General features: G+C 64.7%; 18 protein-coding genes. 3 read left to right on the forward strand and 15 right to left on the reverse strand.

Annotated elements, in window-relative coordinates; translation table 11 throughout:
* Window positions 1-18: 18 nt before the first annotated feature.
* From RBRH_RS10115 to RBRH_RS10130, 4 genes are all read right to left on the reverse strand, one after another.
* Entirely contained in the window at window positions 19-1,458 is a 1,440-nt protein-coding gene (locus tag RBRH_RS10115; RefSeq protein ID WP_013436148.1) for a DHA2 family efflux MFS transporter permease subunit, read from the reverse strand.
* 243 nt (window positions 1,459-1,701) lie between these two features.
* On the reverse strand, window positions 1,702-3,222 hold the full coding sequence (locus RBRH_RS10120) for an efflux transporter outer membrane subunit (RefSeq protein ID WP_370645086.1): 1,521 nt from the start codon (window positions 3,220-3,222) through the stop codon (window positions 1,702-1,704).
* Window position 3,223: 1 nt separating this feature from the next.
* Complete coding sequence (locus RBRH_RS10125) at window positions 3,224-6,397, reverse strand: efflux RND transporter permease subunit (protein ID WP_013436150.1); 3,174 nt, start codon at window positions 6,395-6,397, stop codon at window positions 3,224-3,226.
* Window positions 6,398-6,415: 18 nt separating this feature from the next.
* Window positions 6,416-7,693: an efflux RND transporter periplasmic adaptor subunit gene (locus tag RBRH_RS10130; protein ID WP_041753804.1), complete on the reverse strand. Its 1,278-nt coding sequence runs from the start codon at window positions 7,691-7,693 to the stop codon at window positions 6,416-6,418.
* Window positions 7,694-8,102: 409 nt separating this feature from the next.
* On the opposite strand from RBRH_RS10130, the gene RBRH_RS10135 reads away from it, so the two are divergent.
* Complete coding sequence (locus RBRH_RS10135) at window positions 8,103-8,747, forward strand: TetR family transcriptional regulator (RefSeq protein WP_041754455.1); 645 nt, start codon at window positions 8,103-8,105, stop codon at window positions 8,745-8,747.
* A gap of 58 nt (window positions 8,748-8,805) precedes the next feature.
* Here RBRH_RS10135 and RBRH_RS10140 read toward each other — a convergent pair whose 3' ends face one another.
* The 4 genes from RBRH_RS10140 to RBRH_RS10155 all read right to left on the reverse strand — a co-directional run bounded on the left by RBRH_RS10140 (window position 8,806) and on the right by RBRH_RS10155 (window position 11,889).
* Window positions 8,806-9,168: a DUF427 domain-containing protein gene (locus tag RBRH_RS10140; RefSeq protein ID WP_041753805.1), complete on the reverse strand. Its 363-nt coding sequence runs from the start codon at window positions 9,166-9,168 to the stop codon at window positions 8,806-8,808.
* Between the two features lie 109 nt (window positions 9,169-9,277).
* Window positions 9,278-9,709, reverse strand: coding sequence for a carboxypeptidase-like regulatory domain-containing protein (locus RBRH_RS10145; protein ID WP_041753806.1), 432 nt, complete (start codon window positions 9,707-9,709; stop codon window positions 9,278-9,280).
* A 146-nt stretch (window positions 9,710-9,855) separates the two neighbouring features.
* Window positions 9,856-11,220, reverse strand: coding sequence for an ATP-binding protein (locus RBRH_RS10150; protein WP_013436155.1), 1,365 nt, complete (start codon window positions 11,218-11,220; stop codon window positions 9,856-9,858).
* Window positions 11,221-11,229: 9 nt separating this feature from the next.
* Window positions 11,230-11,889, reverse strand: a complete 660-nt coding sequence (locus RBRH_RS10155; protein ID WP_041753807.1) for a response regulator — start codon at window positions 11,887-11,889, stop codon at window positions 11,230-11,232.
* Between the two features lie 403 nt (window positions 11,890-12,292).
* Here RBRH_RS10155 and dacB point away from each other — a divergent pair, with 403 nt between their 5' ends.
* Window positions 12,293-13,900 (forward strand): D-alanyl-D-alanine carboxypeptidase/D-alanyl-D-alanine endopeptidase, encoded by a 1,608-nt coding sequence (gene dacB / locus RBRH_RS10160; protein WP_157864491.1) that lies wholly within the window; start codon window positions 12,293-12,295, stop codon window positions 13,898-13,900.
* Between the two features lie 424 nt (window positions 13,901-14,324).
* On the forward strand, window positions 14,325-15,416 hold the full coding sequence (locus RBRH_RS10165; protein ID WP_013436159.1) for an SGNH/GDSL hydrolase family protein: 1,092 nt from the start codon (window positions 14,325-14,327) through the stop codon (window positions 15,414-15,416).
* Window positions 15,417-15,490: 74 nt separating this feature from the next.
* On the opposite strand, the gene RBRH_RS10170 is transcribed toward RBRH_RS10165, so the two are convergent.
* The 7 genes from RBRH_RS10170 to RBRH_RS10200 form a co-directional block, all read right to left on the reverse strand.
* Window positions 15,491-16,534, reverse strand: coding sequence for an L-threonylcarbamoyladenylate synthase (locus tag RBRH_RS10170; protein WP_013436160.1), 1,044 nt, complete (start codon window positions 16,532-16,534; stop codon window positions 15,491-15,493).
* A 44-nt stretch (window positions 16,535-16,578) separates the two neighbouring features.
* Window positions 16,579-17,733 (reverse strand): 5-(carboxyamino)imidazole ribonucleotide synthase, encoded by a 1,155-nt coding sequence (locus RBRH_RS10175; RefSeq protein ID WP_041754460.1) that lies wholly within the window; start codon window positions 17,731-17,733, stop codon window positions 16,579-16,581.
* Between the two features lie 191 nt (window positions 17,734-17,924).
* Window positions 17,925-18,413, reverse strand: coding sequence for a 5-(carboxyamino)imidazole ribonucleotide mutase (gene purE, locus RBRH_RS10180; protein WP_370645087.1), 489 nt, complete (start codon window positions 18,411-18,413; stop codon window positions 17,925-17,927).
* Between the two features lie 97 nt (window positions 18,414-18,510).
* On the reverse strand, window positions 18,511-19,407 hold the full coding sequence (locus tag RBRH_RS10185; RefSeq protein ID WP_041753809.1) for a phosphoribosylaminoimidazolesuccinocarboxamide synthase: 897 nt from the start codon (window positions 19,405-19,407) through the stop codon (window positions 18,511-18,513).
* 126 nt (window positions 19,408-19,533) lie between these two features.
* Entirely contained in the window at window positions 19,534-20,598 is a 1,065-nt protein-coding gene (fba, locus tag RBRH_RS10190) for a class II fructose-bisphosphate aldolase (protein WP_013436164.1), read from the reverse strand.
* A 164-nt stretch (window positions 20,599-20,762) separates the two neighbouring features.
* On the reverse strand, window positions 20,763-22,199 hold the full coding sequence (gene pyk, locus RBRH_RS10195) for a pyruvate kinase (protein WP_041753810.1): 1,437 nt from the start codon (window positions 22,197-22,199) through the stop codon (window positions 20,763-20,765).
* A gap of 175 nt (window positions 22,200-22,374) precedes the next feature.
* Window positions 22,375-23,589 (reverse strand): phosphoglycerate kinase, encoded by a 1,215-nt coding sequence (locus tag RBRH_RS10200; RefSeq protein ID WP_041753811.1) that lies wholly within the window; start codon window positions 23,587-23,589, stop codon window positions 22,375-22,377.
* Between the last annotated feature and the right edge of the window lie 94 nt (window positions 23,590-23,683).

The raw sequence follows: 23,683 nt of genomic DNA on the forward strand, positions 1-23,683 counted from the left end.
ATGTCCACCGGGCCGCGATCAATCGGTCAGCGCCGCATGGGCATCGGGCGCGGGCGACTTGACGCGCAGCAGTGTGGAGCCGAGCACGCCGGCCAGCAACGCAAATAGTGCACCGATGCCAAATGCGGCGTGATACCCGGTGTTGAGCGCAGCCTGCGCCACGGTGCCGGACGCGGTCAGCGCGTCGGTGCGTGCCGCCGCGACGCTGGCCAGCACGGCCAGTCCCAGCGCGCCCCCCATTATGAACGCCGTATTGACCACACCGGACGCGAGTCCCGATTCGGATGGATCCACCTCGCTCATCGCGGCCAACAGCAATGGATTGAACGCAATGCCCGCGCCCACGCCCAATAGCGCCATGCCGGGCAGCACGTTCAGCAGGAAGCCGCCGTCCAGCGGCGCGCGCGCAAACAGCGCTAATCCGAGCGCCGCAGCCAGCAAGCCGACGCCGAGCGGACGGCGGATTCCGAAGCGCATGATCAGCCGGGCTGACAACCCCAGCGAAAAAAACGCCATGATCAGATTCCCCGGTAGGAACGCGAGCCCCACCTGGAGCGGGTTGTAGCCGAGCACGCGCTGCATGTACAGCGCGGAGATGAAGAACCAAGCGAACATGGCTGCGGCCCACAACATGGCAACCAAGTTCGCGACTGCAACGTTGCGCAGGCGGAACAACCCGAGTGGCATCAGCGGCGCGCGCACCCGCGCCTCGATGACAATGAAGCCGATGAGCAGCGCAACGGCCAATGCGATCAATCCGAGCGTCGTGGGCGAGAACCAACCGGCCTGGTTGCCGTTCACGATCGCGTAGACGGCCAACATCAGCGACGCGGTCACCGTGATCGCGCCACCGATGTCCATGCGTGCCGGCGGCGCCTCAGCACGGCGCGATGGCAGCCATGCCGCGCACAGCCCATAGACCGCGATGCCGATCGGCAGATTGACCAGGAAAATCCAGTGCCAGTTCAACGCGCTTGTTAGGAGGCCACCAAGCAGCACGCCAATGCTGCCACCGCCGGCGCATACAAAACCGTACACTCCCATCGCGCGGGCGCGCTCGCCCGCTTCGGTGAACAGGTTCATGATCAGCGACAGCGACACCGCGGACACCACCGCCCCGCCCAGACCTTGCACCGCGCGCGAGGCGACCAGCGCGTGCTGCGTCGTCGACAACCCGCACGCGAGCGACGCGACGGTGAAGAATGCGATGCCGGCCAGGAATACGCGACGGTGACCGTACAGGTCGCCGAGCCGTCCGCCTAGCAGCAAGAAACCGCCAAAGGTCAGCATGTAGGCGTTGACGACCCACACCAGGGTGGTTTCCGTGAAACCAAGATCGGCACGGATCGACGGCAGGGCGACGTTGACGATCGTCGTATCGAGCACGATCATCAGCACGCCAAGACAGAGTACCGCCAACGCGAGCCAGCGTTTGCGGTGGTCCAGGCCGGCGCTCATCTATGACATTTCCTTCGAAGCAAATACGCGCCACCGCGCGCGGCCATGACCGCACGCAGTCGCATCGCAAAGGCGCGCACCCGCATCGTGCATCCCGGTACGGTTCGGCATGACCAGGATACAACTGAATAACTGAATGCGACCGGATTACTCCAACGAAGCCGGTACAGTCTAGCGTGATGGTACCTCTCGTTACGACCGGGCGGTCCGGTGCGAATCGCCGCACCGGACCGCGCATCGCACTTAGCCAGCACTCGCCGACGCTGCCACGGGCGCGCTCGCCGCACCCAGCGACGCCGGCGCGTCAGCCGGCCGCGGGGTATCGCCGGTGTGCTGCAGCCAGCCACCGCCGAGGTATTGATACAGGTCAACGAGATTCGTCAGCCGGTTCAACCGCGCCGAGATCAGCGACTGCTGCGCGCTGTAGAGATCGGTTTGTGCAGTCAGCACATTCAGATAGCTGTCAACGCCATTGCGATACCGCAATTCGGACAGCTCGAGCCGCCGTTGCTGCGAGGCTACATAGCGGTCCAATGACTGGATCTGCTGATCATACGTGCCGCGCGCGGCCAGGCCATCGGCCACCTCGCGGAATGCAGTTTGGATCGCCTTTTCGTACTGCGCGATCGCAATTTTCTTGCCGACGTCGGCCAATTGCAGATTCGCGACGTTCAACCCGCCCTCAAAAATCGGCAAGTCGATCTTCGGCGTGAAGCCCCAGGCAGCCGATCCCGGCTTGAACAACCCGTCCAACGTCGGCGATAGCGTACCGAAGTTGCCGGTCAACGAGATATTCGGAAAAAACGCGGCACGCGCAGCACCGATATTCGCGTTGGCCGCTAGCAACCTCTGCTCGGCCTCCATCACATCCGGACGGCGCGTGAGCAGCTCTGACGGCAGGCCGGCCGGAATATCGGCGAGCAGGCTCTGCGCATGCAGCGGCAGGCCGGCCGGCAGGTCTTCCGGCAGCGGCTGGCCAACCAGCAGCACGAGGGCATTCTCGGCCTGCGCGCGTACGCGCTGCTGCGCCTGCAGGTTGGCACGCGCCTGCTCGACAATCCCCTGCGACTGGTGCAAGTCAAGCTCGGAGCCCATACCGGTGTCGAACTGCAGCTTCGCTAGGTGATACGACGCGCTCGCAGTATCGAGCGTGCGCTGCGTGACCGCGAGTTGCTCGTCCGCGGCCAACACCGCCAGGTATTGGTCGGCAACCTGCGACACCAGCAGGATCTCGGCGGCCTTGCGCGCCTGGGCAGTCGCCAGATACTGCGCGAGCGCCTGATCCTTCAGGCTGCGCACGCGGCCCCAGAAGTCGATCTGCCATGACGCCGACAAGCCAACCGAATACTGGTTGCTGATCGTGCGGTCAAGAAACGACAAATTCCTCGGCGTACGCGTCTTGGTCTCGCGGCCCACCGCGTCCAGTGTCGGAAACAGGTCCGCGCGGGTGACGCGATACTGCGCGGCGGCCTGCTGCACCTTCAAGACCGCGACCGCGAGATCCCGGTTGTTGTTCAACGACAACTCGATCAGTCGCTGCAAGCGCGGATCGTTGAAGAACTCGCGCCAGCCGATATCAGCGGCGGCCACGCCGTTGGCGCCCTGCTGGCCGGGCGCCACACGCGGCTGCGTCGCATAGACGCCGCTCTGCGCAAACGTCGATGCAACAGGCGGCGCTGGGCGCTCGTACTTCGGCTGGAATGTGCACGCCGATACCAGCGCGGCAACGGCCACGCAGATCGGAAGCTTGCTCATCGGTTTCATATCAATGCCCTTGCTGGTTCGAGCCGTTACCTTCGATGCGTGACGGCGTCGGCTCACCCGCCGGCTTGTTGTCCGAGCCAAAACGATCGCGGATCACGACATAGAACATGGGGATCATGAAAATCGCCAGGAACGTTGCAGTCAGCATCCCGCCGATCACGCCCGTGCCGATCGCGTGCTGGCTGCCCGAACCTGCGCCGCTGCTCACCGCGAGTGGAAACACGCCGAGGATGAACGCTAGCGAGGTCATCAGGATCGGACGCAACCGCAGACGCGCCGCTTCCATCGCTGCGGCCATCGCGCTCATGCCCTCCTTCTGCTGCAGCTCGCGGGCGAATTCGACAATCAAGATCGCGTTCTTCGCCGACAAGCCCACCGTGGTCAACAGGCCCACCTGAAAGAACACATCGTTTTCCAGCCCGCGCAACGTCACCGCCAACAGGGCGCCGATCACCCCGAGCGGCACGACCAGGATCACGGCGAACGGGATCGACCAGCTTTCATACAGCGCCGCCAGGCACAGGAACACGACGAGGATCGAGATCCCGTACAGGATCGGCGCCTGCGACCCCGACTGGCGCTCCTGGAACGACAAGCCGGTCCATTCGAAGCCGATGCCGGCGGGCAGCTTCGCGGCAATCGCCTCCATCGCCGCCATCGCCTGGCCGGTGGACTTGCCCGGTGCGGCCTGGCCCTGGATCTCGACTGCCGAGATGCCGTTGTAGCGCTCCAACTTCGGCGAGCCGAAGGTCCAGTGACCCGTGGAGATTGACGTGAACGGCACCATCGTGCCCGACGCGCTGCGCACGTACCAGTTTGCCAAGTCCTCCGGATTCATCCGGAACGGCGCGTCCGACTGCAGATACACTTTCTTGATCCGGCCATCGGTATCGAGGAAGTTGTTGACGTACTGCGATGCCCATGCGATCGAGAACGTCTGGTCGATCGCGGACGGCGACACGCCCAGCGCCTGCGCCTTCTCCCGGTCAATGTTGATCTTGAACTGCGGTGTGTCGTTCAGCCCGTTCGGGCGCACCAACGCTAGCATCGGGTCATTCGCGGCCATGCCGAGCAACTGGTTGCGTGCGGCCATCAGCTTGTCGTGACCCAGGCCACCGCGGTCCTGCAACTCGAAGTCAAAACCCGATGCGGTACCGAGTTCCGGAATCGATGGCGGATTAACCGGAATCACCATCGCGTCCTTGTACGTCGCGAAGTGACCGAACATGCGATGCACCAGCGCCTGTGCGCTCTGATCCGACGCGTGGCGCTGCGAGTAGTCCTTCATGCGAACGAAGGCCAGCCCAGCGTTCTGCCCGCGGCCCGCGAAGCTGAAGCCGTTGACGGTGAACACCGACTCGACGATATCCTTCTCGTCCTCCAGCAGGTAGTGCTGCACGTCCTGCAGCACCTTGGCAGTACGCTCCTGCGTGGAGCCGGACGGCGCCTGCACCAGCACGAACATCATGCCCTGGTCCTCATCGGGCAGAAATGAGGTCGGCAGCCGCATGAACAGCAGTCCCACTGCGACGATCACGGCCAAGTAGATGATCAGCCAGCGCCCGGAGCGTCGGATCACATGCTGCACGCCGTCGTGGTACTTGTCGCGGCTGCGGTTGAACGTGCGGTTGAACCAGCCGAAAAAGCCGGTCTTCTGCTCGTGATGGCCGGCCGGAATCGGCTTGAGGATCGTCGCGCACAGCGCCGGCGTCAGGATCAACGCCACCAGCACCGACAGCACCATCGCGGAGACGATGGTCAGCGAGAACTGCCGGTAGATCGCGCCCACCGAGCCACCGGACAGTGCCACCGGAACGAACACGGCCGACAGTACGAGCGCCACGCCAATCAGCGCGCCGGTGATCTGCCCCATTGCCTTGCGCGTCGCCTCGCGTGGCGATAGGCCCTCCTCGGCCATCACCCGCTCGACGTTTTCCACCACCACGATCGCATCGTCCACCAGCAACCCGATCGCCAACACCAGGCCAAACATCGACAGCACATTGATCGAGAAGCCCGCCGCGTTCATGATCGCGAACGTGCCGAGCAGCACCACCGGCACCGCGATCGTCGGGATCACAGTCGCGCGCAGGTTCTGCAGGAACAGGTACATGACCAGGAACACCAGCACGATACCCTCGAACAGCGTCTTGACCACTTCCTCGATCGACAGCTTGACGAATGGAGTCGTGTCGTACGGGTACTCAACGACCAGCCCCTGCGGGAAGTACTTCGACAGCTCGTCGATCTTCTGGCGCACCGCCTTGGCCGTGGCCAGCGCGTTCGCGCCAGTGGCCAGCTGAATGCCAAAGCCCGCCGTGGGCTGACCGTTGTACTTGGTATCGAAATTATAGTTTTCACCCCCAAGCTCCACGCGCGCGACATCCTTCAACCGCACGCGTGAACCGTCGGGGTTCACTTTTAATAAAATGTTGCCGAACTGCTCCGGCGTATTCAGCAGCGTGGCCTCCGTGATGGTTGCCTGCAACATCTGTCCGGGCTTCGCAGGCGTGCCGCCAAGCTGGCCGCCGGCGACCTGCACGTTTTGCGTCAGCAACGCCTGCTGTACGTCGATCGGCGTCAGGCTATAGTTCGTCAACTTGGTCGGATCGAGCCAGATGCGCATTGCATATTGCGAACCGAACAGCGTGACCGTGCCAACACCATCGATCCGACTGATCGGATCCTGCACTTTCGAGGCAACATAGTTTGCGAGGTCGTACTTCGACATGCTGCCGTCTTTCGACACGAACGCCATGACCAGCAAAAAACTGCTGCTCGACTTCGTCACCTTTGTGCCGAGTTGCTGCACCACTTGCGGCAGCAGTAGCGTAGCCAGCTGCAGCTTGTTTTGCACCTGGACCTGTGCAATGTCCGGATCCGTGCCCGGCGCGAACGTAAGCGTGATCGTCGCGCTCCCGGAGTCGTCGCTGGTGGATGACAGATACAGCAAGTGATCCAGCCCGCTCATTTGCTGCTCGATGACCTGCGTGACGGTATTCTCAACCGTTTTCGCGGATGCGCCCGGATAGTTCGCGCTAACCTGAATCGCCGGCGGCGCAATCGTTGGATACTGTGCGACGGGCAACTGGAAGATCGACACGACGCCCGCCAGCATTAGGATGATCGCGATTACCCAGGCAAAGATCGGACGATCAATGAAGAATTTGGCCATGAAGCGATGCTCCTCGGATTATTGCGCGGCGCTTGCATCGGCCGGCGCACTCGCGGCAGCCTGGCTGGCCCCGCGGGGCGCGGCGGGCTGCACGCCAGATGCGGCCGGCGCCCCGCCGGGCGACGGGCTCGCCGTCATTTCGGGCGGCAGTTGCGCGGGCACCGGCTTGACGGTTGCCCCCGGGCGCACTTTCTCGGTGCCCTGCACGATGACGCGTTCACCCGGGTTCAGGCCGCTCTCGACAATCCAGTTCGCGCCATGGGTTCGGCTGGTAACCAACTGGCGCAGCGCGACCTTGTTGTCTGGGCCGACCACCAGCGCGGTCGGCATGCCTTTCTGGTCGCGCGTGATACCGACCTGCGGCACGACAATTGCCCGCTCGTTCACCCCCTCGACGATGCGCGCGCGCACAAACATACCGGGCAGCAGCACGCGATCCGGGTTTGGAAACAATGCCCGCAGGATGACCGAGCCGGTGGACTGATCGACCGTCACGTCAGCAAACTGCAGCTTGCCCTCGATCGGATAAAACGTGCCGTCCTCAAGCATCAGCTGCACTTTCGCGCTGTTCGAGCCCTGGGTGCGCAAGCGCCCCTGCTGGATCTCGCGCCGCAATCGCAAACCATCCGCACTTGATTGAGTCAGATCGACATACATCGGATCGAGTTGCTGCACGGTGCTCATCAGCGTGGCCTGGTTCGCCTGCACGTATGCGCCCGGCGTGACAACGGACAGACCGATGCGGCCATTAATCGGTGATACCACGTCGGTATAGCCCAGATTGATGGCAGCTGTCTGCACTGACGCCTTGCCGGCCGCGACATCCGCCTCGGCCTGCCGCTCGGCGGCCACGGCATTGTCGTAGTCCTGCTTGCTGATCGCGTTCGAGGCGACCAGCACCTCGAAGCGCTCCGCCTGAGCACGGGTCGATGCGAGATTGGCTTGCGCCTTGGCGAGCGACGCCTTCGCGCTGGCGAGCGCGGCCTCGTACGGCGCCGGGTCGATCTTGTACAGCCGCTGGCCGGTCTTGACCTCGCTACCCTCGGTGAATTCGCGGCGCTGCACGATGCCGTCCACGCGCGCGCGCACCTGCGCAACGAGGTACGCGCTGGTGCGCCCGGGCAAATCGGTAATCACCGGCACCGGCTTGGGCTCCACCGTCACCACGCCGACTTCGGGTACTTGCGCCGGTGGAGCGGCTGGCTTCTTGCCGCACCCGGCAAGCACGAAAGCTGCGGCTACCGCGGCCGCCGCGGTAGCGGGGAAAAAACGTACTCGAACCCAATCGACGCGCATGGAACGCACCTCTGTATCTGACTGTGGCTAAGAATTGGAAGGACCCCGCGCCTAGAACTGCCGGGGCGCGTCTGCCGACGCCTGATCACAGGCCGTGCGCAAATACTGCGGCGCCCGGAACCAAAATGCACCGCCTAGGTTGCATATGGCGGGAGCACGCGGTGAGCTTCACTTTATCCGCGCGCGCCGGTCAGCAACCGTACCCGGCGTGTCGTGCAATCGGGGAGGAAAACGCCGGTTGGCCTGACGATCAACGAGTGCTATTGTATATACATTCATTGCTGAATGTATATTACCGTACACTTCTAAAGTCATTCATTGCACACCGCCCCACATTGTGTGCAATTCATCCGGGCCGCTGGTGCCGGCCCTGCAATTTGCGCAACAGCGCTTGCGCAACAACGAGACCATGAGAAGGACCAAGGAAGCAGCGCTTGAGACGCGCAACCACATTCTTGACGCGGCCGAAATAGTATTTTTTGAACGGGGTGTGGCGCGCACGTCACTTGCGCATGTCGCCGTGGCCGCCGGATTGACGCGCGGCGCGATCTACTGGCACTTCAAAAACAAGGCCGACCTGTTCACCGCGATGGTCGATCGGGTCACGCTGCCAATGGAAACACTGGTCGAGGCCACCATCGACTCGCGCGAACAGGATCCGCTTGGCAGGCTACGCGACGTATTCGTGTTCTGCTTGCGCGATGCCGCACAAAATCCCCGCAGCCGGCGGGTTTTCGAGATCCTGTTCACGAAATGCGAATACACCGAGGATATGGGCCCCGTGCTGGAGCGTCACCGTAACGCGACCCGCGATGGCCGCGCGCGGCTGGAGGTCGGGCTGCGCAATGCGATGGCCAAGGGCCAATTGTCCGCCGAGTTGGATCCGCGGCGCGGCGCCCAGTTGCTGCATGCGTTCTTCGGCGGCATCCTGCGCGATTGGTTGCTTGACCATACGTCGATCGCGCTGGCACAAGAAGCGGAGCGTATCGCAGACAGTGGTTTCGCGATGCTGCACAGCCCGGCGACACTCACCGCCCCCCGCTTGAGGCGCTGACCGGCTCATCGGCACCGAGCTGCCACTTGGGCGCGGCAGGCGTCGCGTTCGGTGGCCGTCACGATGTCTGCTCAATCTGATCGACCCGATCCGGGTAAAACGCAATATAGCCAGCGATGGAGACAAGCGCATCGAACGGTTCTTCGTAGCTCCACGCCGCGTTCTCGACGATGCCGTCCTCGGTTCTCAGATGAAAATAGCTTGCGTCGCCCTTGTGCGGGCAATGGGTACGATGCGCCGATCGTGTCAGCCGCGCCATGTTCACGTCCGCGCGCGGCAGGTATTGGACCGGCGCCAGGCCGGTCTCGTGAAGCGTCAGCGCGTGCAGCGTATCCGCATAAGTGACACCTTGCTGGATGACGCGAACGCGGTGCGGATTACTGACGATGGTAATCGGGTGTTCGTCTGACGATGCATACATCCGAACCTCCGTTAAAAAGCCACGGCAACACAGTCGCAGCCGTGGCACCTATTCTCGGCAAAATGACGCTGCCGCACCTCGTGCGTCGCGCCGGCGAAACGCGCCGCGCTTACGGCTGCGACCAGCGGAACGCAAGCGTCGCGTGGCGTTCCAGCTTAATCGACTTAGTCTGTGCCGTGTCCTCGTACTGCGCGCGTACCGTGTAGCGTCCAGGCGCGAGCTTGACCAGCATGTACGGACCCTGCGAGATCGTATCGAGCACGCTCTGGCCGCCCGCCCGCGTGATGGTCACCTGCACGTCGGCCAGGTATTCGTTGCGCGAGCCGGTGAATCGCAACGCGAGCGGCCAATGTGGCATCTCGCGGCGCAACGCCTGCGACTCGTCCAACCCGATGCCGCCCGACGTATAGCTGACCTCGCCCTGCGTGCTGACCGGCGGCACGCCGTTGCTGTCCTGCGCGTGGACCCGCGTGGCAAAGCCGGTGACGCCGAGCAAGCTGGCCGCCAGCACGGCAAGCCCCCTTTGATGGCGGTTTTTCATCGTGTCACTCCTTTCCTTGGCTGGTTTAAGGACGGCGGATCCGCGGCGCGCCGCGCACACGGACCTCCCCTACTGTACCGACCCGATCAACGGCATACGGTTCCAGCGAACCACGCGGCCAGTAAACTTTGTTACACCGGCGTTTTTCATGGGCCGTCACATCGGGGCCGAGAGGCTTCGCGCGTGCCACCCGGGTGCCGCGTAAAGGTAACGCTGACGCGCAATCCGCATCCGCCCGGCCCGTCGTCCAACTGCAATGACGCACCGTGCTGCTGCACGACCCCACGCACGATGGCCAGGCCCAACCCGCTGCCGCAGATCTGTGCGAGCGACTCATCGCGTGCCGGCATCCGATAGAACCGATCGAACACGCGCGCGCGCTCCGCTGCCGGAATGCCGGGCCCGGTGTCAACGATCTGCACGCGCGGCCGGCCAGCGCCGTCGACATCGGTCGACACGTCGACGCGCCCGCCCCTTGGCGTGTACTTGACCGCGTTGTCAACCAAGTTGCCGATCATCATGCGCAACGCGTCGGGGTCGCCGAACACAGTCGCGTCCGCGGCCCCATCCATGCCCAGATCCACGCCGCGTTGCGCGGCAAGCGTCGTATACGCGCGCACGCTGTCCTCGACCACTGCACGCAACGACACGGGTGCCCCTGCGCTGGCGCAGTCCGCGCCGGGCTCGGCACGCGCGAGCGCCAGCAATTGCTCGACCAGCCGCGTCGCGCGCTCGACCCCGTGCTTCAGGTCCGCCGTCGCCTCGCGCCGCGCCGCGTCGTCCCGCGCACGCTCCAGCAATTGCACCTGGATCTGCAACGCGGCCAGCGGCGTGCGTAACTCATGCGCGGCATCGGCGACAAACGCGCGCTGCGTATCCAGCGCATGTGCCAGCCGCTCGAGCAATCCGTTGAGCGCGCGCACCAGTGGCTGCACCTCGTTGGGCAGCCGCTGGTCCGGCAACGGGTCGAGCGCGTCCGGCTGCCGCGTGTCCAACGCAAGCGCCACGCGGCGCAATGGCTTCAGCCCGCGACCGATGACCAGCCAGACGGCCACGCCCAGCAGCGGCAACAGCATCAGCGAAGGCCACAGCGTACGCAGCGCCACTTCCGCCGCCAGCCGGCTGCGCACGCTCATCGGCTGAGCGAGTTGCACGACATTGTCGCCCACCACCGCGCTGTAGACCCGCCAGTCGCCACCGGACGTGTGTTCGGTCGAAAAACCCAGCCTGGCGCGCGGCGCGAGGGGCGCGCGCGGGTGCGAATAGTACAGTTGCACGCCCTCGCGGCTCCAGATCTGGATCACAACACCGCCGCTTTCCGGATCGCCCGCGCCGAACGCGGAACTGAACGGCTCCGATGGCAACGCCGCGGCAGTTTGCTGCAATTGAAAGTCAAACAGCTCATTGGCTTCGGCCCGGGCCTGCCGAAAGGTGAGCCAGCCTGCCAGGCCGAAGCCCGCCAGCAGCACCGCAATCAGCGAGATCAGCAGTTGTCGGCGAATTGAATTCATCGGCCCGCGTCACGCCTTCGGCATCATGTAGCCCAGCCCGCGCACGGTGCGGATCAGTTCCGCGCCAAGCTTCTTGCGCAGCGAATGGATATAGACTTCGACCGTATTGCTGCCAATCTCCTCGCCCCAGCCATAGATCTTTTCCTCAAGCTGACTCTTGGAGAGCACCGCGCCAGGCCGCGCGAGCAGCGCCTCGAGCAACCCATACTCGCGCGCGGACAATGCAACGGGCACACCCTCGAGCGTGACCTCGCGCGCGGCCGGATCCAACGTCAAGCCGCGGTGTCGGATCACTGTCTCGGCCCGACCGGCCTGGCGGCGCACCAGGGCCCGCATGCGGGCGCCAAGCTCGTCCAGATCGAACGGCTTGACCAGGTAGTCGTCCGCGCCCGCGTCGAGCCCCTTGACGCGATCGGCCACCGCATCACGGGCGGTCACGATCAGCACTGGGAACACATGTTTTTTGGCACGCACCGTCTTGAGCACGTCCAGGCCATCGCGCTGAGGCAATCCGAGGTCGAGCAGCATCAGATCGTACGGCTCGCCGTCAGCGGCCAGGATCGCCGCGGCGCCGTCCTGGACCCAATCCACTGCCCAGCCGTCCGCGCGCAGCGCCTTGCGCACACCTTCGGCGATCATCGAGTCGTCTTCGACGAGTAAAACACGCATAGTGCCGACCGTTCGTTCATCTACAAATGAGCCATGCGCACATTCTATCCTTGTCGCCACACCGATCCGGCGTATCGCCTCCCCGTGTCGAATCGCCCCATGTCGAATTTTTGTATCGTGGAGCCGCCGGCCTGTCCTATTGTCACTACAATGAGCGCTTTGCGCGCAACTGGCCACCATATCGGCGTCAGCGCGTTTTGATCGCTCGCGCTTCTCTATGCTTCCGCATCCGCTCGCTTTCTTTGGTCGCTTCACCCGCCCCGGCTTCGGCTGCCCATTCCTGTTCGCTGTCCGATTGCACCGCCATAACGTCGATGTCCGCCAGGGCGCTGCGTGCGTCACGACCCTCCCGCGGCAAACGGACGGTGCGGCACAGCGGTCGCGCCGCCGGTGGCTGGCCGTGATGCTCGCGTGTGCGGCATGGGTTGCACTGCCAAGCGTGCCCACGCCGGCCTTTGCCGACGCGAAGCCCCAGGCCAAGCAATGGCGGGCCAAGAGCAAGGTAAGTCGCAAGGTAAATCGCAACGCGGCAGCCAACGCTTCGTGCGCCAAGACTCGCACGAAACGCTACAAAGGCAAGACTGCGGGCCGCGCGGCCAACGTAGCGTCCGGCCCGCTGCCCGCGCCGGTAATGGCCGGTCTTGCGCGTGCGCGGGTGCCGCTCTCGTCGGTCAGCGTCGTCGTGCAGCGCGTGGGCGACACGCGGCCGTTGCTCGCGTGGAATGCGAGCAAGGCTATGCTGCCCGCATCGACGATGAAACTGGTGACCACCTACGCCGGCCTGTCGATCCTCGGCCCGGATTATCGGTGGCGCACGAGCGCGTACCGGGACGGCAGCATCGACGCCTCCGGCGTACTGCACGGCAACCTGTATATCCAGGGCACAGGCGATCCGAAGCTCGTGCCGGAGGAATTGCTCGACCTGGTGAACAAGATCCGCAAGCAAGGCATCATCGCGCTAAACGGCAACCTGGTCCTGGACAAGCGATGGTTTGACGCATCCACACGCGACCTGCCTGCGTTCGACGAGAACACCACCTCACCGTACAACGTCGGCCCGGATCCGCTGCTGTATGCGTTCAAGTCGTTGTCCTTTACGCTGAATCCGTCGCCAAGCGGCGACGTAGCCATCGACGTAAAGCCTGCGCTCGCGCAACTGAAGATCGTCAACCAGTTGCGCGAGACGCGCGGCGCGTGCACCGGCGTGTTGCAAAGCGTGACCCCGACCATCAAGCCGACGCCGCAAGGCATCGTGCAGGCAGTGTTCAGCGGCGGCTATCCGAGGCGCTGTGGCGAGCGTACCGTCAACATGGCCGCACTGGATCACTCGAGCTTTTTTGCCGGTGGTTTCCTAGCACTGTGGAAGCAGACCGGAGGCACCTTCACCGGCACGGTGCGCGAAGGTGCAACGCCGCCCAACGCCCACCCAGTGGCCACCCATCGCGGGATAGTGCTATCGACGATCGTGAACGACATCAACAAGTTGTCGAACAACACGATGGCGCGCAATCTATTCCTGTCGATCGGCGCAGTCGGAGCGCGCCCGATTGCGTCGCACCTGCCCGTCACGCTCGCCCCGCCGGTGCCGTCCACGCCCGCGCGCAGCGCACAGGTCATCCGCGACTTTCTGGCCAAGAGCGGGCTGGCCATGCCCGAGTTGAAACTGGACAATGGCTCCGGCCTGTCGCGCAACGAGCACGTCAGCGCGGCGTCGATGGCTAAACTGCTGGTGGCGGCCAACGCCAGCCCTGTCGCGCAGGCTTTCGTCGCGTCGTTGCCCATTGCCGGCGTGGACGGCACGATGCGTCACCGGCTCACCGGGGCACCGGTGGGCGGCAATGCACGGATCAAAACGGGCACATTGCGCGGCGTGCGCGCGATTGCCGGCTATGTCGCCGCGGCGAACGGCGAAAGCTACGTGGTTGTGAGCTTGATCAACGATCCACGCGCCGCCGCCGCGCGGCAGGCACACGATGCCCTGCTCGAATGGGTATACCACCGCGCCCGATAACGCTCGTCAGCCGACACCGCGTTTCAAGCATCCGGAAAAACCCTGACGGCACACGAAGTGCGGCGTGTCTTATTGAGTAAAGCCTCTAGCCGATAGACATAAACATCGATCAAAGTCGGTGTACCCTTAACCCGTTCTTGCCGTGGCCCGCTCAGACGGCTTCAGCGAGACGGAACGCCGGTGCACCCACGCCTGGCACAACAATGACAATGCATGAGCGGCACCCTGCCGCTCGAGACGCATATCGGAGGACGCGGATGCGGTTCGACGCCATTTGGCTGCTGCCGGCGCCCGGGCAACGTTTCGTTATCCGTATCGATTCAGTCCACCGCGATGTCAGCTCGGCAAGCGCGCGACGTGTGGCGTGCGGCCGCTCACGACCTATCTGGCCTGATGGCCCGGCCCACCCGTACGAGGAGACACAATGAAGAATCAGCAGAACACGTGGCAGCGCTTCGTGCGCACAACAGTCGCATGTTCCACATTCGCGCTGCTCGCCGCATGCGGCGGTGGCACCAGCGGCGACTCATCGACGCAGATTCCAGCGGGAAACATCCGGCTGCAAGTGGTCACGTTCGGCGACAGCCTATCCGATGCTGGCACCTATGCGGTTACCAGCACGAGCACCACCGGCCCGCTCGCGTTGGGCGGCGGCCGCTTCACGACAAATCCCGGGCAGGTGTGGACGCAGAATGTCGCGCAATACTACGGCGATACGCTCACGCCGGCGTTTAAGGGAGGCTTCGGCGTGCCGCTGAGCGCGGCGGGCGGCTTGGATTACGCGCAAGGCGCGGCCACGGTCAATACCAGTGGCTCGACCACCGGCGTTGGCATGACGGCCGAGCCCGTCACCTGGCAGGTTAGCGCCTACCTGCAGACGCACGGCAGCTTCAACAGCAACCAATTGGTGCTCATCGAGGCCGGGGCCAACGATGTACTGGGCAACGCGCAAGCGTTGGCGGCCGGCCAAATCACGCAAGCCGTGGCGAGACAGAACATCACGACGGCGGCCATCGCGCTCGCCCACGTAGTCGGCCAGATCCTGCAGGCCGGCGCAACCAAGGTGGTCGTCGCGAATCTGCCCAACATCGGCATGACGCCGCTTGGTGTGTCCAGCGCCGATGGCGGCACCGGGCTCACGCAACTGTCGGCCGGCTTCAACACCGCGCTGAAGGCAGCGCTCACGCAAGGCGGCATCGACCAGAAGGTCATCCAACTGGACGTGTTCTCGTGGATCACCAACCTGGCGGCCCACTACCAGGCCAATGGGTTCAAGGTCGGCGCCACCGGTACCGCATGCAATTTGACCAAAATGGTCACGTCGGCACAACAGGCCGGCGTACCCAATCCGGCCTCGTATGGCACGTCGCTACTGTGCGCGCCGGACAGCTACACCGAGCAGAACGCGGACCAGACTTATATGTTCGCCGACCAGATCCACCCAACGACCCGCACGCACCAGTTGTTCGCGCAATTCGTGCAACAGCAGATCGCGGCGCACGGCATCGGCAAGTAATTGCCCGGTAACGCGCGCAAGCCACGCGTGGACAGCGATGGGGCGCCCGACCGGGCCACCCTGGTCCGATCGCGTCAGACGCCGGCTTCGAACGCCGCCGCCGCGCGCCGCAGCCGGTCGTTGACCGCTGCCCACTCGGCGGTAGCTGGCAATGGCTCGATGAAGATACGCAGCACGTTCGCGCCGTCCAACTCGCGCAACATCCGGTAGAGTTCACGCGCATACACGTGCGGATCCTCGGGTGCGGCGACGAACTGTAAGTTGGGCCGTGCACACAACGCCTTGGCCTGTGGCAGGTCGGCGCGCGCAATGACCGCCAGTCGTTCATGCGGCGCATGGGCGGCGACCTCGCACAGGATTGCCTCGAGCGGCAGCAACGCGAGCGGCGTGCGCGGTGCATAGTGCGCCTTCAGCGTGCCGGAGGCGCGCGGCACCGTGGCATCGCTACCGTCGGGCAGCCGCGGCTCCGCGCCGAGCACGTCGGCGATCTGCTGCGGAGTGATTCGCCCAGGGCGCAGCAGCGCCGGAAAGCCACGCGACAGGTCGATGATCGTCGACTCGATGCCGACATCGCATGCGCCACCATCCAATACGTGCACGCTGTCGCCAAACTCATCGCGCACATGCTGCGCGGTCGTCGGGCTCACATGGCCGAACTTATTCGCGGACGGCGCGGCCACACCGCCGTGGCCGTGCTGCAAGTCGGAGAACGCACGCAGCAACGCCTGCGCCACCGGATGCGACGGACATCGCAGCCCGATCGAGTCCTGCCCGCCGCTCACCGCGTCCGGGATTGCGTCGGCCCGTTTCAGGATCAACGTCAATGGCCCAGGCCAAAACGCATCGATTAAGCGGCGCGCCTCCGAACCCAGCGTCCGGACCCAGCCACCGGGATCGTCACCTGGCGCCAAATGGACAATGACGGGATGGGTCGCGGGCCGGCCCTTGGCTGCGTAAATGCGCGCCACGGCCTGTGGATTGCGGGCATCCGCGCCCAACCCGTACACCGTCTCGGTCGGGAACGCAACCAGTTCGCCGGCGTCCAGGCGGCGCGCGGCAGCATCGATTGCGGCCGGCGCCGGCCACCCGAGCATCGGCGCGTCGCTGTTGGCAGACATCGGCGTTGGCGCGCCACGCCCGTCGTTGCGTTGCCGGGTGCCGCTCATTCGAGTGGAATATGCAAAAGGCGCGCGCAATCGCGCGCGGCCGCCCGAGCTTCGTCCAGCGTCGGCGCAGTCAGTGTCAGATGGCCCATCTTGCGCCCGACGCGGGCTTCTTCCTTCGCGTACAGGTGCAGGTGCGCACCCGGCATCGCGGCAACCTCGTGCCATGGCGGCACGCGCGGCGTCTTGTCTGCAAACCACACATCGCCAAGCAAATTCAGCATGACCGCGGGCGAATGCTGACGCGGGCAGCCCAGCGGCATGCCAGTCATCGCGCGCACCTGCTGCTCAAACTGGTTCGACACGCACGCGTCAATCGTATAGTGGCCGGAATTGTGCGGCCGGGGCGCCATTTCGTTGGCCACCAGCGAGCCGTCCTTCAGCACGAAGAACTCCACGCACAGCACGCCGACATAGTCCAGTTGTGCCGCGATCGACAGCGCCGCAGCCTGCGCCCGCTCGATAAGCGCCGCATCCGCAACCGGCGCCGGCGAGATCGTCTGCGACAGAATGCCGTGAAGATGGATATTTTGTGCGACCGGAAACACCGCCGTCGTGCGCTCCGCGCCACGCGCGACGATGACCGAAATCTCGTACGCGAGCGGCAGCCGCTGCTCGAGTACGCACGCGACGCCGCCCAGCGACGCATGCGCGACGCGTACCTCGTCTGGATTGCACACGCTCATTTGCCCCTTGCCATCGTAGCCGAGACGCGCGGTCTTCAGGATCCCCGGCAGCACCGCCGCCAGGGCCTCATCGGACAGGGCCTGCAGCGCGGCCGGGGATTCGATCACCACGTGGGGCGCGACCGGTACGCCGGACTGCTCGATCCAGCGCTTTTCGGCGATACGGTCCTGCGCGATGGCGACGCACTGCGCGGACGGGCTCACGCAGGTAGTGCGCGCCAGCCAGTCCAGGCTAGCGGCTGGCACATTCTCAAACTCGGTCGACACCGCCGCGCACAGCCGCGCCATTTCAGCGAGCGCCTCGCGATCGTCATACGCGGCGCAAAGATGGCGATCCGCAACGCCGGCCGCCGGACAGGTGATCTCCGGATCCAGCACGGCGACACGGTAGCCCATCGCCTGCGCGGCAAAACAGAACATCCGGCCGAGCTGGCCACCGCCGACCATGCCCAGCCACGCGCCCGGCATGATGGGCGCGCGTGGATAGGCCGGCGCGCCGAATGTGGGCGAGCTGGCACGCGCCGTCGAGAATGAACCCGTGCCTACGGGTAAACGAGCATCTGTCATCTTGTCAGCATCATTAGGTCGGCGGCAGAGCCCCTGGACACACAATTCAATGCCGAAGGCCGCCACGCTGGCGCCTCGGCCCACGCGGCGCGTCAATCCACCGGCAACACCATCGCCCGCGCGGCATCGTTCTGACGCACACGGAACGCTGCGAGCCTGGACGCGAAGCCGTCCGCGTCGACCGGCGCGCCGGCACTGCCCGCGCTCGCAAGCAACGCCACGGCGAACAACGCGGCATTAGCCGCACCGGCCTCGCCGATCGCGAACGTCGCGACCGGCACGCCCTTGGGCATCTGCACGATCGAGTGCAACGAATCCACGCCCCGCAAGTACTTGCTGGCCACCGGCACGCCGAGCACCGGCACCGTTGTCTTGGCCGCGAGCATGCCGGGCAGGTGCGCGGCGCCGCCCGCGCCCGCAATGATCGCGCGCAGGCCGCGCGCGCGCGCGGCCTGCGCGTAATCGAACATTTCATCCGGCATCCGGTGCGCGGATACGACGCGTGCCTCGTAGGACACGCCAAACTCGCGCAGGATCGCCACGGCGTGCTGCATCGTGTCCCAGTCCGATGAGGACCCCATGACCACGCCAACCAGCGGGTCCGAGCGACTGTGCGCGCTGCCGGGCTGCACGGGTTGCTGTGCTTGCTGCTTGACTTCGTTCATCGCCGCGCCTCCGTTATTGATGCAGCGGCTGGCCCGTGAGCCGCTCGAGGGCTTCACGATACTTCGCCGCGGTCTTGTCGATCACCTCGCGCGGCAGCTTCGGCGCCGGCGGCGCCTTGTTCCACGGCTGCGCCTCCAGCCAGTCGCGCACGAACTGCTTGTCGAACGACGGCGGATGGGTGCCGACCCGGTATTGATCCGCAGGCCAGAACCGCGACGAGTCGGCGGTCAGCACTTCGTCCATCAGATACAGCTTGCCGTCGTCATCGAGCCCGAACTCGAACTTGGTGTCCGCGATGATGATCCCGCGCGTGGCCGCGTAGTGCGCAGCCGTCTTGTACAGCGAGATGCTGATGTCGCGAATGCGAGCGGCCAGCTCGGCGCCAATACGCTGCTCAACCTCGGCAAACGTAATGTTCTCGTCGTGATGGCCGATGTCCGCTTTCGCCGCCGGCGTGAAGATCGGCTCCGGCAGCCGTTGCGCATTTTGCAGGCCCGACGGCAGCACGACGCCGCACACCGAACCGCTAGCCTGATAGTCCTTCCAGCCACTGCCAGCGAGGTAGCCACGCACCACCGCCTCCACCAGGATCGGCTGCAGGCGCCGCACCACGACCGCGCGGCCGGCGACCTGCGGCACCTCATCGGGCGCGACGACACTTTCCGGCGCCACGCCGGTCAAGTGGTTCGGCACCATGTGCGCAAGCTTGTCGAACCAGAAATTGGCCATTTGGTTCAGCACACGCCCCTTGTCCGGAATCGGCTCGCCCAGGATCACGTCGAACGCCGACAGGCGATCGGTCGTCACAATCAGCAATTTGTCGTCGCCGACCGCATAATTGTCGCGAACCTTGCCGCGGCCCAGCAGCGGCAGCGACTTCAGCGTGGATTCATAGAGCACAGAGGGCATCGTCGGGTCCCAGAAAGTGGAAAAGCCGTTCCACGGCAATGCGGGAACGGCGTGTATTGTAAACCGAGCGCAGCATGGCGCCGCGTCGCGCAACCGGCAACACGCACCGGCCCAGTTGGCGGCGAATCAGCGCACCACTTGCTTGAGCGCGCCCGACTTGTATTGCTCAGCGATCTTGTCCAGCGACAATGGCTTGATCTTGCTGGCCTGCCCTTCGCAGCCGAACTGCCGATAGCGCGCCAGGCACACCTTTTTGGCTGCTTCGCGCGCCGGCTTCAGGTAGTCGCGCGGGTCGAACTTGCTCGGGTTCTCGACGAAATAGCGGCGGATCGCACCGGTGATCGCTAGTCGCAGGTCCGTATCAATATTGATCTTGCGCACACCGTGCTTGATGCCTTCCTGGATTTCCTCGACCGGCACACCATACGTTTCCTTCATGTCGCCACCGAACTCGCGGATTTCCGCCAGCAGCTCCTGCGGCACCGACGACGAGCCGTGCATCACCAAGTGCGTGTTCGGAATCCGCGCATGGATTTCCTTGATCCGGTCGATGGCCAGAATGTCGCCGGTCGGCTTCTTCGTGAACTTGTAAGCGCCATGGGACGTACCGATCGCGATGGCCAGCGCATCGCACTGCGTCGCGCGTACGAAGTCGGCCGCCTGCTCGACGTCGGTGAGCAGTTGCTCGCGCGTCATCGTCCCTTCCGCACCGTGACCGTCCTCCTTGTCGCCCTTCATCGTCTCGAGCGAACCGAGCACGCCAAGCTCGGCCTCGACCGTCACGCCGATCGCATGCGAGAACTCGACCACTTGTCGCGACACCTCGACGTTGTACTCGTAACTAGCGACCGTCTTGCCGTCGGCCTGCAGCGAACCGTCCATCATCACGCTGGTAAAGCCACTGCGAATCGCCGCCATGCAAACCGCCGGCGATTGCCCGTGGTCCTGGTGCATCACGATCGGCAGATGCGGATAAGACTCGACCGCCGCCTCGATCAGATGACGCAGGAACGCTTCACCCGCATATTTGCGCGCACCCGCCGACGCCTGCATGATCACCGGCGCATTCGCCTCGTGCGCGGCCGCCATGATCGCCTGCACCTGCTCGAGATTGTTGACGTTGAACGCCGGCAATCCGTAGCCGTTTTCAGCCGCGTGATCCAACAGTTGACGCATCGATACGAGAGGCATGTTTCACTCCTTCAATGAGAATTCTTCCCGGCATTGGCCGCGCTACCGTGGGCCGCGCGCATCCATATTGTGCCGTGCGCCGCGCGCTGCCTCGATCGGGCGCTGTCGCGTCGGTCATCGGCCATTATTGTACGTTGACTGGGACGCGCCCAGCGGCGAAAACCTCAGACGATGTCGCCCACCTTGACGATCTTCAGCGTATTGGTCCCACCCGCCTGTCCCATCGGCTCGCCCACGGTCAACACAACCATGTCGCCGCGCACCGCGTAGCCGTTCTTTACCAGCACCTCGAGCGCCTGCTGTAGCGCCGTATCGCGGTCCAGGCTCGATTCCAGATGCAGCGGCACCACATTGCGGTACAGCGCCATCATCCGCTCGCTGGCCACGCGCGGCGTCAACGCATAAATCGGCACATGCAGCCAATGCCGACTCATCCATAACGCGGTCGCGCCCGACTCGGTCAGCGCAATAATCGCCTTGGCGCCGAGGTGGAACGCAGTGAACAGCGCTCCCATCGCGATCGACTGGTCGATGCGGGTGAACGTGCGATCCAGGAAATCCTTGTCCAACTCGACGTGCTCGGACTTTTCCGCCTCCACGCAGATAGCCGCCATCGTCTCGATGGTCTCGACCGGATGCCGGCCGGCCGCGGTCTCCGCGGACAACATCACCGCATCGGTGCCGTCCAGCACCGCGTTGGCCACGTCCGAGACTTCCGCCCGCGTCGGCACCGGGTTCTGGATCATCGACTCCATCATCTGCGTGGCGGTGATCACGGTCTTGTTCGCCTCCCGCGCCATCCGGATCATGCGCTTTTGCAGCGCCGGCACCGCCGCATTACCGACCTCCACCGCCAAATCGCCGCGCGCCACCATGATGCCGTCCGATGCATCGAGGATCTCCTGCAATGCCGGGATCGCCTCGGCACGCTCGATTTTAGCGATCATCTTCGGCTTGTGACCGTACGGCGCGCCGGCGATGTTCGCGAGCTGCCGCGCCATCTCCATGTCCGTCGCATTTTTCGGGAACGACACGGCAACCAGATCCGCGCCGAGCGCCATAGCCGTACGGATATCCTCCATGTCCTTCGCCGTCAGTGCGGGGGCGGACAGACCGCCGCCCTGCCGGTTAATCCCTTTATTGTTCGACAATTCGCCGCCGACCTTCACGCTCGTGTGGATCTCCCCGCCGATCACCCGCTGCACGCTCAACACGATCAGGCCATCGTTGAGCAGCAAGATATCACCGGCCTTCAGATCGCGTGGCAGGTCCTTGTAGTCCAGGCCGACGCGCTCGTCGTTGCCCAGTTCGCACGCGGCGTCCAGCACGAACGGCGCGCCCGGCACGAGCGTCACGCGGCCGTTCTCGAACTTGCCGACGCGGATCTTCGGACCTTGCAGGTCCGCCATGATCGCCACTTCACGGCCCGCCTGCCGCGCAGCCTCCCGCACGAACTCAGCACGCTGGCGATGATCGTCGGCGGTGCCGTGCGAGAAATTCAGCCGCACAACATCCAGCCCCGCCGCGATCATCCGCGACAGGATGTCTGGCGAACTGGACGCGGGTCCGATGGTGGCGACAATCTTGGTAGCGCGATGCATGAGTCTCCTTGACTGAGTTAAAGCGCTGCATAAAGCGCTGCCGCAGAGGCGATGGCCCGGAGCGGATGCGACACCGACGCCACGCCGCAGCGCGCGGCTGGCCGGGCCAGGACAGCCGCGCCGCCATGTTGCGGCGTCGGCGGTAAGTGGCACAAGGTCGCGCGCCGCAACCCGTTTATGTGTCGGCGTTGCCGGCTTGCGCACGGCTTTGCAGCACCTGGACCGCGGGCAGCGTCTTGCCCTCGAGGAACTCGAGGAAGGCCCCCCCGCCGGTCGAGATATAACTGACCTTGTCATGAATACCGTACTTCGCAATCGCCGCGAGCGTATCGCCGCCGCCTGCGATGGAGAACGCCTCCGACTGCGCGATGGCCTGCGCGAGCGTCTTCGTGCCGTTGCCGAACTGATCGAACTCGAACACCCCGACAGGCCCGTTCCACACGATCGTGCCGGCCTTTTCCAGTTGCGCGGCCAGCGCGGCCGCGGTCTGCGCACCGATGTCCAGGATCATGTCGTCGTCAGCCACCTCGCTTGCCGCCTTGGTCTGCGCCTGGGCGCCCGGCGCAAACTCTTTCGCGGTCACCACGTCGGTCGGAATCGGCACCGACGCTCCGCGCGCGTTCGTCGCGTCGATGATCGCCTTGCTCTGGCCGACCAGATCCGCTTCGGCCAGCGATTTGCCGATCGGCAACCCGGCGGCTAGCATGAACGTGTTTGCGATGCCGCCGCCCACGATCAGTTGGTCGACCTTCTGGGCAAGCGACTCCAAGATTGTCAGCTTCGTCGACACCTTCGAGCCCGCCACGATCGCCACGAGCGGACGTTTCGGGTGGCCGAGCGCTTTGCCCAACGCATCGAGTTCCGCCGCGAGCAGCGGACCGGCGCACGCGATCTTCGCGTACTTCGCGATCCCGTGCGTGGTCGCCTCCGCGCGGTGCGCGGTGCCGAACGCGTCATTGACGTAGACGTCGCACAGCGCGGCCATCTTTTGCGCAAGCTCGTCCGAATTCTTCTTCTCGCCCGGGTTGACGCGGCAATTCTCGAGCAACACGACATCGCCGGGCGCCACGTTTACACCATGCTCGACCCAGTTGGCCACCAGCGGCACGTCGCGGCCGAGCAACTGGCCCAGGCGCTTAGCCACGGGTGCGAGAGAGTCTTGCGGCTTAAACTGCCCTTCGGTGGGGCGGCCCAGGTGCGAGGTCACCATCACCGCCGCGCCGGCATCAAGCGCCTGGCGGATCGCCGGGACCGACGCGCGGATGCGGGTGTCCTCGGTGATGTTGCCGGCATCGTCTTGTGGCACATTCAGGTCGGCACGGATGAACACGCGCTGGCCGCGGAGCTTTCCGTCCGCGATGAGGTCGGTCAAACGCAGAACTTGAGTCATGAGGTTGGCTTGACAAAGTTGAGGAAAGGGTAAAGCCGCGGCGCGGACGAGGTGACGCGCACGCCGCCGTCGCGTGATGCGCATCCGGTGAACC

Source organism: Mycetohabitans rhizoxinica HKI 454, assembly GCF_000198775.1.
Lineage (GTDB): Bacteria > Pseudomonadota > Gammaproteobacteria > Burkholderiales > Burkholderiaceae > Mycetohabitans > Mycetohabitans rhizoxinica.